Origin of the sequence: Alteromonas sp. D210916BOD_24 (assembly GCF_047159385.1) — a bacterium.
Classification (GTDB): Bacteria; Pseudomonadota; Gammaproteobacteria; order Enterobacterales; family Alteromonadaceae; genus Alteromonas.
Genome location: NZ_AP038333.1, coordinates 2,896,416 through 2,910,447, shown reverse-complemented (window position 1 = coordinate 2,910,447; position 14,032 = coordinate 2,896,416). Strand labels below are relative to the sequence as shown.

At 45.7% G+C, this 14,032-nt stretch carries 7 protein-coding genes; 3 read left to right on the top strand and 4 right to left on the bottom strand.

Annotated elements, in window-relative coordinates; all coding sequences use genetic code 11:
• Nucleotides 1-177 precede the first annotated feature (177 nt).
• The 3 genes from ACMCM8_RS12690 to gltB form a co-directional block, all read right to left on the bottom strand.
• The gene (locus tag ACMCM8_RS12690; protein ID WP_412722982.1) at nt 178-636 is read right to left on the bottom strand and encodes a hypothetical protein; all 459 of its coding nucleotides are present in this window, start codon (nt 634-636) and stop codon (nt 178-180) included.
• 319 nt (nt 637-955) lie between these two features.
• Entirely contained in the window at nt 956-2,371 is a 1,416-nt protein-coding gene (locus tag ACMCM8_RS12685; protein ID WP_412722981.1) for an FAD-dependent oxidoreductase, read from the bottom strand.
• Nucleotides 2,372-2,384: 13 nt separating this feature from the next.
• Nucleotides 2,385-6,851, bottom strand: a complete 4,467-nt coding sequence (gltB, locus tag ACMCM8_RS12680; protein WP_412722980.1) for a glutamate synthase large subunit — start codon at nt 6,849-6,851, stop codon at nt 2,385-2,387.
• A 775-nt stretch (nt 6,852-7,626) separates the two neighbouring features.
• Here gltB and arcB point away from each other — a divergent pair.
• The 3 genes from arcB (at nt 7,627) to ACMCM8_RS12665 (ending at nt 12,344) form a co-directional block, all read left to right on the top strand.
• Nucleotides 7,627-9,981, top strand: coding sequence for an aerobic respiration two-component sensor histidine kinase ArcB (arcB, locus tag ACMCM8_RS12675; RefSeq protein ID WP_412722979.1), 2,355 nt, complete (start codon nt 7,627-7,629; stop codon nt 9,979-9,981).
• A gap of 183 nt (nt 9,982-10,164) precedes the next feature.
• Entirely contained in the window at nt 10,165-10,728 is a 564-nt protein-coding gene (locus ACMCM8_RS12670) for a PH domain-containing protein (protein WP_412722978.1), read from the top strand.
• Nucleotides 10,729-10,730: 2 nt separating this feature from the next.
• Entirely contained in the window at nt 10,731-12,344 is a 1,614-nt protein-coding gene (locus ACMCM8_RS12665) for a PH domain-containing protein (protein WP_412727718.1), read from the top strand.
• Between the two features lie 146 nt (nt 12,345-12,490).
• Here the strand turns inward: ACMCM8_RS12665 and prpF are convergent, their stop codons facing one another.
• Nucleotides 12,491-13,672: a 2-methylaconitate cis-trans isomerase PrpF gene (gene prpF / locus ACMCM8_RS12660; RefSeq protein WP_412722977.1), complete on the bottom strand. Its 1,182-nt coding sequence runs from the start codon at nt 13,670-13,672 to the stop codon at nt 12,491-12,493.
• Nucleotides 13,673-14,032: the final 360 nt, after the last annotated feature.

The window sequence follows — 14,032 nt, the reverse complement described above, 5'->3', positions numbered from 1 at the left end:
AGTTCTGAGCGTCATAAAAATGACACTTGGTTAAAACATTCAGCTGTTAGGATGGTTTTTGCAAAGCCGATGCCAATTCGCAAAGCTGATGCCAAGATATGGCGATAAAGATCAATGAGCTGAGACAGCGTACAAAGTGAGGGGAGCAGAGAGTAAAAAATGGAAATCGGGGGTTATTTATTGCTCGTCTAAAACCAGTATATCGACTTGTGAGCCGGATTTATCTGGTGAAATCACAACTTTAACCGCCCCCTGGTGAGCTGTGACCAAAATACGTTGATTTACTGGTGAATGAACGACAGCATTAGCCAGATTTTTTTCATAAAACGACAGCACATGTGAAGGGGAATAATCGGTGTAGTACACCAGTGCTGACGGTAAGCGTTGATTAAACCACTGGCATTGCTTCGCTTTCTCTACCAGCTTCACTCCCTGAAAATTAGTCGGGCATTCAACCACTTTACTGCTAAGTGATGGCGTCGTCGACCTGTCGACATCCGAACTTTCTTTCATGTGGCGTTGTGCATTGTTGTCGGCTTGAACAGGGGCGCATAACAACATGCAGACAATACACACACCAAGCAAAGTATGACGGTTTACAAGGCATTTAGCTGACGCGGTTGTCTTTATTTTCATGTGCTATCCCACAGCAGTTCGATTGCCAGACTTCTGACCAACAGAGTTTTAATCTACTTGGGATAGTAGATTGGAGTCAGGCTAACTTCAACGCCAGATTCAGTTTTTCAGGTATGGGAATGGTAGTGATGGTATACACCTTAAAGAAGGAAGCAGAAGTGCCAAGGTGCTACTCGTAACAAAATGAGAAACTTTCAACAATGACCGAAAAGAAAAGGCCTGATTGTTAAATCAGGCCTTTGGTAGAATACGTTCTATGTAAATGACTTCACTCAAAATACACAGACATTAAGCTTACGCGACATTGTCAGCTGAAATACTATACGCCGATGTAGTCCATAATTCCTTCAGCCGCTTTACGACCTTCGTCAATTGCGGTAACCACGAGGTCACTTCCACGCACCATATCACCGCCGGCAAATACCTGAGGGTGAGATGTTTGATACGCGAATTTACCCGCTGCAGGCGCTCTGACTCGGCCTTTCTCGTCAAGCATAATACCAAATTCGGCAAACCAGGGGGCAGGACTGGGTTGGAAACCAAACGCGATGATCACCGCATCTGCTTCTAACACATGTTCAGATCCTTCAACTTCCACTGGGCGACGTCGACCGTTTGCATCCGGTGGCCCCATTTCAGTTTTAACCAGTTTTACCCCACGGGCCTTACCGTTTTCGTCAACGGCAATGTCTAAAGGTTGCAGGTTAAATTTAAACTCAACCCCTTCCTCTTTAGCGTTAATCACTTCGCGGCGAGAACCAGGCATGCTTTCTTCATCACGTCGGTAAGCACAGGTAACTTGTGCGGCACCCTGACGAATTGAGGTACGCACACAGTCCATAGTGGTATCACCCCCACCCAGTACTACTACCCGTTTGTCTTTCATATCGATAAAGTCGGCAGGATCTTTCTCAAGTCCCATCACCCGATTGGTGTTAGCGATAAGAAACGGCAGGGCATCGTGCACGCCTTCTACGTGCTCATTGTCAAATCCACCTTGCATTGATTTATAGGTACCCATGCCTAGGAACACCGCATCGTATTTATCTAGCAAGTCTTGAAAGGGAATGTCTTTGCCAATCTCTGTTTTAAGCACAAACTCCACACCCATTTCAGTGAAGATTTCACGACGAAGCTTAATCACGTCTTTTTCTAACTTGAAGGACGGAATACCAAAGGTCAGAAGGCCGCCAATTTCTTCGTATTTGTCGTATACGACAGGCTTAACCCCATTGCGTACCAGAATGTCTGCACAGGCTAAGCCCGCAGGGCCTGCACCTACAATGGCGACTTTTTTGTCGGTCCATACCACGTCAGACATATCTGGGCGCCAACCCATTTTGAATGCTGTATCGGTAATGTACTTTTCAATGCTGCCAATGGTAACTGCGCCAAAATCGTCATTCAGTGTACATGCGCCTTCGCACAGCCTGTCTTGTGGACATACGCGACCACATACTTCCGGCAAGCTGTTGGTTTTATGAGAAAGTTCTGCAGCTTCTAAAATACGCCCTTCATTGGCCAAGCTTAACCATTGAGGAATGTAGTTGTGCACAGGGCACTTCCATTCACAATAAGGGTTACCGCAGTCCAGACAGCGATCTGCCTGGCCTTCGGTTTGCGATTGACTTAACGGCTGATAAATTTCCGCGAACTCTTGTTTACGCACCATGATCGGCTTTTTCGGCGGATCGATACGTTCAACATCGACAAATTGATATACGTTCTTTGCCATAAACTAAATCCTCCTACTGAGCCTGAATACGTAATTCAGCACTTGAACGACTGATGTGGCCAAGCAAGTTTTTCACATCACTGGTTTTGGGCTTAATAAGCTTGAAGCGTTTCAGCGTAGCGGCGAAGTCAGTCAATAGTGACAGTGAATGTTCGCTACCCGTTTCTTCATAGTGCTGATTAATTAAGCCGCGTAAGTGTTCAGCAAGAATGGCTTTATCTTCAATTGGCATCACATCAACAAGTTCAGCATTCACGCGGTTATCAAGGTCGTTATTGTCATCCATAAGATAAGCAAAACCACCTGTCATACCTGCTCCGAAGTTAACACCAACCGGGCCAAGAACCGCTACAATACCGCCTGTCATGTACTCACAGCCGTTATCGCCAATACCTTCAACCACCGCAATCGCGCCAGAGTTACGCACACCAAAGCGCTCACCAGCACGGCCAGCTGCAAAGAGTTTGCCGCCAGTAGCGCCGTACAGGCAGGTGTTGCCCATAATGGCGCTGTCGTGGGCATTGTAGGTAACGTTACGAGGAGGATATATAACCAGCTTACCGCCCGTCATCCCTTTACCAACGTAGTCGTTAGCGTCACCTTCCAGGTGCATATGAAGACCGCCCGCGTTCCATACCCCGAAGCTTTGCCCCGCGGTTCCCGTGAGTTCCACTTTAATTGGTGTATCTTCAAAGTCGTGGTTACCGTGGTGTTTGGCGATTTCACCTGAAAGCAAAGCACCGACAGAACGATCTGTATTGCGAATAGGGTATTTAAGCGTAATTGACTTAGTATCAAGCACCGCTTGCTGACCATCGTCTAGCATCTTTGCATTTAACTCACCCTTATCGACAGGTGCGTTAGTGGTTTGCGAACAGAATAATCGCGTATGGTCTCCCGCCTTAGGTTGGGCCAGAAGGGGCGATAGGTCTAAACGATTTTGTTTCGCGGTAATGCCATCCAATACTTTTAATAACTCAGTACGGCCAACGAGATCGTCAAACTTAGCTATACCCATAGACGCCATAATTTCGCGCACTTCCTGAGCAATGAACTTAAAGTAATTCATTACCATTTCTGGTAAGCCGATAAAGTGATCGTCACGGAGTTTTTGATCTTGTGTTGCAACACCGGTTGCACAGTTGTTCAGGTGGCAAATACGCAAGTATTTACAGCCCAAGGCAACCATAGGGCCGGTGCCGAAACCAAAGCTCTCAGCCCCTAAAATACCCGCTTTTACAACGTCTAAGCCTGTTTTCAAACCACCGTCAGTTTGCACGCGTACTTTGTGACGCAGGCCATTTTCAATCAGTGCCTGTTGGGTTTCAGATAGTCCTAGTTCAAAGGGACTTCCTGCGTACTTAACTGAAGTTAATGGGCTTGCACCAGTGCCACCGTCATACCCTGAAATGGTGATTAAGTCCGCGTACGCTTTCGCTACGCCGGTTGCAATCGTGCCTACTCCTGGCTCTGAAACCAGTTTTACTGATATCAGTGCTGTGGGATTAACCTGTTTCAAATCGAAAATTAGCTGCGCCAAATCTTCAATCGAGTAAATATCGTGATGCGGTGGTGGTGAAATAAGGGTTACACCTGGCACAGAAAAACGAAGCTGAGCGATGTATTTATTGACCTTATCACCGGGTAGCTGACCCCCTTCACCGGGTTTAGCACCTTGGGCGACTTTAATTTGGATAACATTGGCATTAACCAAATAATGCGGCGTCACGCCAAATCGGCCCGAGGCGACTTGCTTAATTTTGGAGTTCTTTTCAGTACCAAATCGAGAAGGGTGTTCACCACCTTCACCTGAGTTCGATTGTCCACCCAATCGGTTCATGGCAATGGCCAGTGCCTCGTGGGCTTCTGGGCTCAGTGCCCCGATTGACATAGCAGCGGTGTCAAAACGCGGAAAGAGGCTTTCTGGTGATTCGACTTCACTGATATCAATCGCTTCGCAATTAGGGTTAATAGCCAGTAGATCGCGAATGTGTGCAGGCGAGCGCTCGTTAACGAGCTTTGCATACACTTGGTAATCGTCATAATTACCCGAAACCACCGCTTTTTGAAGGGTGCTAACCACGTCTGGGTTGTAGGCGTGATATTCGCCGCCGTGCACGTATTTCAATAAACCACCGTGATCAACAGATTTGCGCTTAAGCCAGGCAATCCGGTTTAAATTAATAAGATCCTGTTGAAAATCGTCAAAGCCAGCACCTTGAATACGCGACGTTACACCTTTGAAGCACAGCTGCATGACTTCATTGTTAATGCCTACCGCTTCAAACAGCTTTGAGCTTCGATAACTGGCTACAGTGCTGATACCCATTTTTGACATGATTTTATACAAGCCTTTATTGATACCTTTGCGGTAGTTCAACGTGGCTTGCATAGGAGAAATATCCAGTTCCCCTTTTTCACACAGTTGTTCAATAGTTTCGTAAGCAAGGAAAGGATAGATTGCGGTGGCACCTAAACCGATTAGTACAGCAAAGTGATGTGGGTCACGGGCACTGGCTGTTTCAACCACAATGTTTGCGTCGCAACGCAGCGATTTATCCACCAAGCGTCGTTGAACCGCTCCTACCGCCATAGCGGCTGGAATAACCAAGCGGTTTTGCTTTATGTTACGGTCAGACAAAATAACAAACGCAGCCCGTTTGTTTTTCACTAGCATTTCAACATCGTTACACACACGCTCAATGGCTTTTTTAAGCCCTTCTTGCGCCGTATATTGAAGATCTACCACTTCCGAATAGTAATTATCAGGGTTGAATTCCCGCAATTGCTTAAGGTCGGTATACATCAGTATGGGTGAGTCAAACAATACACGATCCGCATAACCCGATGTTTCGCTGAATACGTTTTGCTCGCGACCAATACAGGTTGCCAACGACATTACATGGTTTTCGCGTAATGGGTCGATAGGCGGGTTAGTCACCTGCGCAAACTGCTGACGGAAATAATCATATACCGTGCGTTGACGGGAAGACATTACCGCCATAGGTGTGTCATCGCCCATTGAGCCTACCGCTTCTTGGCCGTCTTTCGCGAGTACTTTTATGACTTGCTGAATTTCTTCATAACTATAGGCATTCAGCTTGTGATAAATAGCCATGACATCATCATCAAATGCGCGTTTACCAATGTGAGATGCATCTAGTTTTTCAATAGGCGTTAAGCGGCGAATGTGTTTACCAAGCCACTCTTTGTAGGGATGACGGGCTTTAAGCTCTTCATCAATTTCTGTTGAACGCCAGATCTTGCCGGTGTACGTATCCACCGCCAGCATTTCACCCGGTCCAACGCGACCCTTTTCAACTACGTCTGTTTGTTCGTAATCCCAGATCCCTACCTCAGAGGCGAGGGTAATAAAGCCATTTTTAGTAATGACATAGCGCGCTGGACGCAGACCGTTTCTATCAAGGTTACAGGCTACATGACGGCCGTTTGTCAATACGATACCAGCAGGGCCGTCCCATGGTTCCATGTGCATTGAGTTAAACTCGTAGAATGCACGAAGCTCGTCGTCCATGGTTTTGTTATTTTGATAGGCCGGTGGCACTAGCAAGCGCATAGCACGGAATAAGTCCATTCCACCTGCTAAGAACAGTTCCAGCATATTGTCCAGTGACGATGAATCAGACCCTTCGGTGTTAACGAAAGGAGCGGCATCTTTTAAATCGGGAATAAGCGGTGTTGCAAATTTAGCCGCGCGCGCCATAGCCCAGTCCCGGTTGCCTTTAATGGTGTTAATTTCACCATTGTGGGCCAAAAAGCGGAAAGGCTGAGCCAGAGGCCAGCGGGGCAAGGTATTGGTAGAGAAACGTTGGTGGAATACACAAATGGCACTTTGCAAACGCTCATCTGCAAGATCGTGATAGAAGGCTGGTAAGTCTTTTGGCATTACCAAGCCTTTATAAATGGTTACCAAGCCTGACAAACAAGCCACATAAAAATCGGGATCTTTTTCAAGACGTTTCTCAGCCCGGCGACGTATCATGTACAGACGACGCTCAAGGTCGCGCTTACGCCAACCAGCAGGCGCATTAACGAACACTTGTTCGATTTGCGGCACACCGGTAAGGGCCAATTCTCCCAGTACTGAGTGGTCCACAGGCACTTCTCGCCAACCCACTACTGAAAGTGTTTCTTTTTCTAGTTCTTCATTAAGTACATTACGCGCCTTTTGCGCAAGTTCTGGGTCCTGACTTAAGAAAATCATGCCCACGCCGTATTTTTTGCTGAGTTTCCAGCCATTTTCTTCGGCGATTGCATGAAAGAACGCATCCGGTTTCTGTAGCAATAAACCACAGCCGTCACCGGTTTTCCCGTCGGCGGCAATACCGCCTCGATGCTGCATACGGTCTAGACCGTGAATTGCAGTGGTTACCAATTCGTGACTGGCTTCCCCATGAGTGTGAGCAATTAAGCCAAACCCACAGTTGTCCCGGGAATCATTGGGATTATATAAACTCATCTCTAAACTCCTTCAACCTTTTGACTGGGCAAGGTATGCGTTGCGTGTAGATGCGCCTAGGTTTGCGTATCACAACATTATTAGACGTCTTTTTAGCCGGCAAGCGGAATTGCTTGCAGCATGCGCCTTTTCTTGTCGTTTATTTATTATTAGAGGATTCCAGTCGATTCCGCATTTTTATGCATTATTGCGATGCGGGCCGTACAAAATACCCACATTAAAATATAAAATCAAACGCAAAAAATGCCATTGGCATAGAGAATTAGTATAAATTTAAACTATTTAAATATATTCAATAAGTTATCTTAGTGAAAAAGAGTTTGTAACAAAATTGTTATAATCTAAAGAAACGCAACAGTGGACGAGTTCTAAATGATAATACTTCTCGTTTGAAAGTTTTGGTGGAATAAATATTCACAAAAACAGCTAATTTATGTTGTCAATGGGGCTTTGCTTTGTATTTTTATTTAGTTGTAAAGCAATTTTTCCGTCACACATGCATAGATATTGTCGAGAATGTCGTCTTGCCCCTTTCTATTTGTGAATGTACTGAACAGAAGGACGTTTTATAAATAATTATTCAGACGGTGTGGGTTGCCTGTTACTTTAGTGTCGAGATGGTTAATTTGTATCTACACGCTTTTGCCTGTTACAACAGAAGATTTAGTATTTGAGATGTTATAAAAAGTGTCAGGGCGGTTAACGCAGCAATACATTTTTCGAAAATGGTAAAGCCTGTTAGGATAAGGTCAAAATTATTTTAAATTAGACATACATGCATTCTGATTCACCGAACGATTCATGGGCAATTCGCTTTGCTCAGTTTGTTCAACGTTTTGGTACGTTGAAGCTCAGTATACTTTTTGTTGTACTGTCACTGGTATTTACATTGGGAGGCTCTTACGTCATTCGCGTGAGTATGGGCAGTCAGGTTCAGCCCGATGACTTTATCAGTGCTGTGGTCCTTACGATGTTATCTGCACCATGGGTCTTGTATTTCTTCAGTGAGTTGATTAAACAGCTGGAAAACTCCCGTACCAATCTCAAAGAGGTCGTGAGTCAACTGGAAAGCTTGCGTGAAGAAGATGTCTTCCTCAATAGAGAGTTGCAAAGCAACATTCGCCAGCTCAATCACGAGATTGAGCAGCGCAAGCAGGCTCAGGAAGAGCGCGAAGCGCTGTTTAAAGATTTAGAAAAAGAAATTCAGGACAAATCTGAACAAGAGGCACAGGCAAGAAGACTATCTACTCTTTTGCGTTCAATTATTGATGCTTCTCCCGACCTTATCTATTACCGCAATGAAGAAGGGCGTTTCGCTGGCTGTAATCGCATAGCGGAGTTGATGACAGGTAAAACAGAACAAGAGCTGCTTGGCCTGACCCCTAAAGATGTATACGAAGAAGAGCTCGCGCGACAGATTGTTGCCAGTGATCACGAAGTATTAGAAACCAACGCCAGTATTACCGAAGAGTTGTGGTTGCGCTTTGCTGACGGTCGACGTCGCTACTTTGAAATGAAGCGGGTACCTTTCTTTGACAAAGAAGGTAACCGTTTAGGTCTGTTGTCATTTGGACGTGATATGACTGAACGCAAGCAGGCTGAAAATGCGGCGGCAAAAGCCAGCACCGATAAAACCCGCTTTATTGCAACCATAAGTCATGAATTGCGCACACCGTTAAATGGCATTGTGGGACTTAGCCGCATGCTACGGGATACCGAGCTCACTGATGAACAGTTCAACTGGGTCAGTACGATTTATGCCAGTGCCATCACGTTGGGGAATATATTTAATGACATTATTGACCTAGATAAGCTGGATCGCGACAAGCTAGAGTTAAGCCTTAAAACGGTTTCGCTTCGAGATTTCACCGAGGAGCTTAGTAGCATTATTCGCCTTTTGGCGGCAGACAAACAGCTTGAATTAAAGACAACTATTAATGAGCCGCTGCCACGCCTTGTAGAGGTAGATGGTACACGTCTTCGTCAGATCCTGTGGAATATTCTATTTAACGCAGTCAAATTCACACAAAAAGGCCAAGTGAGTTTAACCGTTTCCTCCACTAAGCCCGATGGCGACAAAGCATATGTCACTTTCATTATTGAAGATACCGGTGTGGGAATTCCTGAAAGTGAAATCGACAAAATTTTTGCCATGTACTATCAAGTTGATCACCCCGACCATCAATCGGCAACGGGGACGGGGATTGGTCTCGCCATTTGTAAACAAATGGTGGATTTGATGAAAGGGGAAATTCACGTCTCCAGTCAGGTAGGCAAGGGAACCCGCTTTGAAATCGTGTTGCCGGTGCAAATCTCTAGCGCCCCAATGAAAGTCGCTCAACTTGAGGTGACCGGGCTGAACATATTGCTCGTTGAAGATATTGAACTTAATGTCATGGTGGCAAAAGCACTGCTAGAAAAATTAGGACAGAAAGTCGATGTGGCGATGACAGGGCAGGAAGCCATTGATAAAGCTCGAGCGAATCAATACGACCTTATCTTGTTGGATATTCAATTGCCGGATATGACTGGGTTTGATGTGGCCAGTACCCTCATAGAAGAAGATCTGGTGATGCAAACACCTATTGTAGCATTAACCGCCAATGTCATTAAAAAGCGCGATGAATATCTTGAGAATGGCATGGATGACGTCATCGCCAAGCCAATTAAGAAATCGCGGGTTATTGAGGTTTTTAATGATCTCTTTCACGCGCCTCCTGCACCGCTTGAAGTGGACGGTGAAGTCGAGCGTCCTGAGCCGAGCAAAACATTAAGTAACATTTTAGATATGGACTTATTGCAGATGTTGGTGGATACCATAGGTGATGAAATGGTGCGAGCCAGTGTCAAAGTGTTTCAGGAAAAAATGCCTGAGTATATGGAAATACTGCAACTGAGTTTAAGTGCTGATGAAAAGTCAGAGGTGTGCTCTCAGGCACATAAAATAAAAGGCGCCGCAGGTTCAGTTGGATTAGCCAGAGTGCAGCGAATTGCCAACCAGATCCAGCAGGGCGACCATCCGACCTGGTGGGAAAACGTGCACGACTGGGTAGAAGAGCTGCAAATGGCGGTACAACACGATATGAAAGCCCTGCATGATTGGCTCAACGAACAGCAAGTAGACGATTAGGCCTATAAAACCGTTTCGCGAATAAAAGGCTTATATTTAGACCGCAACTTGTAAAGCAAAGGTCGGTAGGCCCTAAAATCAATCTGTGTTGAGCTCACTCAACCAAACACAGACTGTATTTAAAAAGGGCTACGGCCCTTTTTGTTTTGATGGCAGAAAAAAGAAGACAATAGGGACACGCTCATGGTAAGCGAACAACACGCTCAATCTAAGGATGGTTACTTTTCGAATCAGCAAGTTATGCAATCGGATTTACCGGCGCTTGAACAGCTAGAGCTCGAGCCCGTTTCTGCCAAATACCGCACAATGAATCTGAGTTTTGTCACTCTGCTTACCTTGATTATTATTGGCGGCATATCGGCGTTGCGTTTTAATCCTTTTTTCGCGTTACCAGAAGATTTGGCGTATGCCTACCCGTTTGTGATTGGTGTGTTATTTCTTCTGGGAGCGATGTGGTTTTCCTATCACTTTTTTGCAGACACCAAAATAAAATACGCGGTGCGCGAGCAGGATATTTGCAAACAAGCCGGTCTCATTTTCCGTAGTTTATCGTGTCAGCCAATTTTGCGCGTGCAACACGTGGAGGTAAAACGAGGGCCACTGGATAGGTGGGTTGGCCTTGCAAAGTTGCAGGTTTTCTCAGCGGGAGGGGAAATGCATACGTTTGAAATTCCCGGTTTACCTCTTGAAAGCGCCGAACATCTACGACAATTTATTCTCGATCACAAAGACGTGAGTGCGCGTTAATGATGGATCAAACTCATCAGGTTAAGCAGGACACGGTTCCCGTTAAAGTGGAAACGGGAGATGATTGGCAAAGGTTGTCATTGATTGCCATTGTCTACTTTACTATTCGCAATATTGCCCATGCCGCACAAGGGCTTATCTACGTCATCCCTGCACTTGCGATCACGTTCAACATAGTAGACAACATCAATTCACCTGAAGCGTATTTAGGTATAGTTGCGGTGCTACTACTGACCTCAATGAGTGGAGTGATCAGCTTCTTGATGTACCGGTTCCGGGTGCACAATCAACATGTTGAAATCCATAACGGTGTATTTCAGCGACGTTATACGAATTTGCCATTGTGGCGTATTCAGAATGTCAAAATAGAATTGCCATTTTACTATCGCCCTTTTGGTTATGCGTTGGTGGTGTTAGATACTGCAGGAAGTGGTAAAGAAGAAGCAAAAATAGTTGCGGTACCTCTTGCTTATGCTCACGCACTGCGCAAGCGGGTATTGTATGAAAAAGCGCATCAAGACACACAGGACATTCTGGATAACGAAAGCGAAAATGGCACAACGAGCAGCGATAGCGCTACACGGTTGCAAAACGTTACTACCCATGAGCCACAAGAAGAAATATTAAATCGACGTTCAGTTGGCGATATCGTCATACATGGCATTACTAACAATCGGGTATGGATTGTACTTGGTGCTGCGGCCCCTTTTTATGACGATGTATTTGGTTATGTCACAGAGTGGTTAGCCGCCAAAGGATTGCAGTTAAATCAGTTAGTAGACGAACAGGCAATTGCATGGTGGCAGTTCAGCCTATACGCCTTCGTGGTCTTGATGATGATTATGGCCGTTATGGCACTGTTGAGTGTAGGAGGGGCATTGTTCACGTTCTACGGGTATACCTTGTCACGTGCAGATGACAGATATATACGTCGCAGCGGCTTACTCAATAAGTTAGAAGTCAGTATGCGTGCTTCCCGTATTCAAATGATTACCGCCAAGCAAGACTGGCTGGATAAATTACTCAAACGGGTGAATTTATATTTTGAGCAAAACACCACTACAAGTCAGCAGGTTCAAGAGTTAATGTCGCCTAACAAGCTTATTGTACCTTCAGTGACAGAAGATGAGGCGCTCGCGCTCAGTCAGGAGGTAATGCCAGGCTGCAATTTACATCAGCAGCGTTATCAGACCATTAGCAAGCGTTTTATAATGCATTGGATGTTAGTGGCGTGGACGTTGCCTTTTACAATTGCATTAACTATAGGTTTAGTTACCAACCACACCGACATTGCTTTATTGGCGCTCAGTGCTTTTACTGGCATTGGTATATTACTTACCCTTCGCTGGTGGCGATGGGGGATTGCGTTTGACCAGAAATACGTATACGTCAGGCGGGGACGTATTGGCGTTGACTATTTATGCTTTGAACCCTACAAAGTGCAGCAGATCATTATCAAACAAAGTGTTTTTATGAAGCGAAGGAAGCTGGCCAGCTTAAAGGTTGTACTTGCCTCAGGTGCAGTGACAATTCCGTTCTTACCAGAAGACTATGTCTATCGTTTGGCAAATGCAGTGCTGTTTGAGGTGGAGTCTACCCGGCGTTCGTGGATGTAGAGTGTAGCTAGCGCTTTTTTAGCTTTGCTTTACGTTTATAAAGAATGAGTAGTACAGGATGACTACCCATTCTTGATGTTAAACTTAACGTTGTTTCAGATAAAAAACGCTTTCAGAAAGGCAGAGTTTCTAACGGGGTAACCCGTTTATATTTGCTCAACAGGGATGCGAACATACCCCTCCATGAGTACACGTGCACTACGACTCATGACGGCCTGATTTATCTGCCATTTATTCTCTTCAAACGTCGCTTTTGCACCGACTCTTAAGGTGCCAGAAGGGTGGCCAAAAGTAACAGATTCTCTGTTGTCTCCACCCGCGGCTAAATTCACCAACGTACCAGGAATTGCTGCCGCTGCGGCAATAGCCACTGCAGCGGTGCCCATCATGGCATGATGTAGTTTACCCATTGACAGCGCTCTTACGAGTACATCGATATCAGAGCCCAGTACGTCTTTACCGCTAGACGCTTTGTAACTTTGAGGAGGAGCGACAAACGCGACTTTTGGTGTGTGTTGGCGGTTCGCGGCTTCTCCAATGTCGTTGATCAGCCCCATTTGTAACGCGCCATATGCGCGGATTGTTTCAAACTTAGTAAGGGCATCGTTATCGCTATTAACGTCGTCTTGTAATTCTGTACCTGTGTAGCCTATATCTTCAGCGTTAATAAATATGGTTGGAATACCCGCATTAATCATGGTGGCCTGTAGAGAGCCGACCCCTGGTACTTCCAATGTATCGATTAAGCGCCCAGTAGGAAAAATGGCACCTTCGCCATCAGCAGGATCGACAAAAGCTACTTCAACTTCAGCTGCAGGGAAAGTCACGCCGTCTAGTTCGAAGTCACCGGTCTCTTGTACTTCGCCATCTGAAATAGGTACTTTCGCAATAATGGCTTTGTTGATATTGGCCTGCCAAATATTGACAGTGGCGATGCCATTTTGTGGAATTTTGCTTTTATCTATAAGACCGTTGCTAATAGCGAAAGCACCCACCGCCGCGGTTAAGTTTCCGCAGTTACCGCTCCAATCTACGAATGGCTTGTCGATGGCGACCTGACCAAATAAGTAGTCGACATCGTAACCTTCACGCTCACTTTTACTCAGTATAACGGTTTTACTTGTGCTGGATGTCGCGCCGCCCATGCCATCGGTTTGTTTACCGTAAGGGTCGGGGCTGCCAATAACACGCAGTAGCAGCGCATCGCGCGCCGGTCCCGGTTTTTGCGCCGCTTCTGGCAAATCTGTTAAGTTAAAAAACACACCCTTACTGGTACCGCCACGCATGTAGGTAGCCGGTACTCGAAGTTGTGGCGCATACTTTGTCATGTTTTTTCCTTTTCTGTTTTTAAAGGTTGGAAGCTGTTTGTGATTTGAAACTCGCGGTGAATACATCCATGTACGCTCCCCAGCCGCATCCATGCGGCTGGAAGGTTTCAAATCACAAACAGCTTCCACCCAAAAGTTATAAACATTTCTTTGAGAGGAAAGTGTCCATGCGCCCCGAAGGTTTCAACAATGCCTCAACACTCTCTTGATTCAAAAAACCATTTCTTCGGGAGAGAAGTTAGGTTGGCTACGATTTGAAATACGCGGTGAACACGTCCGTGTGCGCTCCCCAGCCGCATCCATGCGGCTGGAGGGTTTCAAATCGTAACCAACCTCCTTCCCAAAAAATAGTAAACCCTG

Bases quoted from the DNA above. Each gene is read 5' to 3' on its own strand.
- ACMCM8_RS12670 (WP_412722978.1), top strand. From the start codon at position 10,165: ATGGTAAGCGAACAACACGCTCAATCTAAGGATGGTTACTTTTCGAAT.
- ACMCM8_RS12665 (WP_412727718.1), top strand. From the start codon at position 10,731: ATGGATCAAACTCATCAGGTTAAGCAGGACACGGTTCCCGTTAAAGTG.
- ACMCM8_RS12685 (WP_412722981.1), bottom strand. From the start codon at position 2,371: ATGGCAAAGAACGTATATCAATTTGTCGATGTTGAACGTATCGATCCG.
- gltB (WP_412722980.1), bottom strand. From the start codon at position 6,851: ATGAGTTTATATAATCCCAATGATTCCCGGGACAACTGTGGGTTTGGC.
- ACMCM8_RS12690 (WP_412722982.1), bottom strand. From the start codon at position 636: ATGAAAATAAAGACAACCGCGTCAGCTAAATGCCTTGTAAACCGTCAT.
- arcB (WP_412722979.1), top strand. From the start codon at position 7,627: ATGCATTCTGATTCACCGAACGATTCATGGGCAATTCGCTTTGCTCAG.
- prpF (WP_412722977.1), bottom strand. From the start codon at position 13,672: ATGACAAAGTATGCGCCACAACTTCGAGTACCGGCTACCTACATGCGT.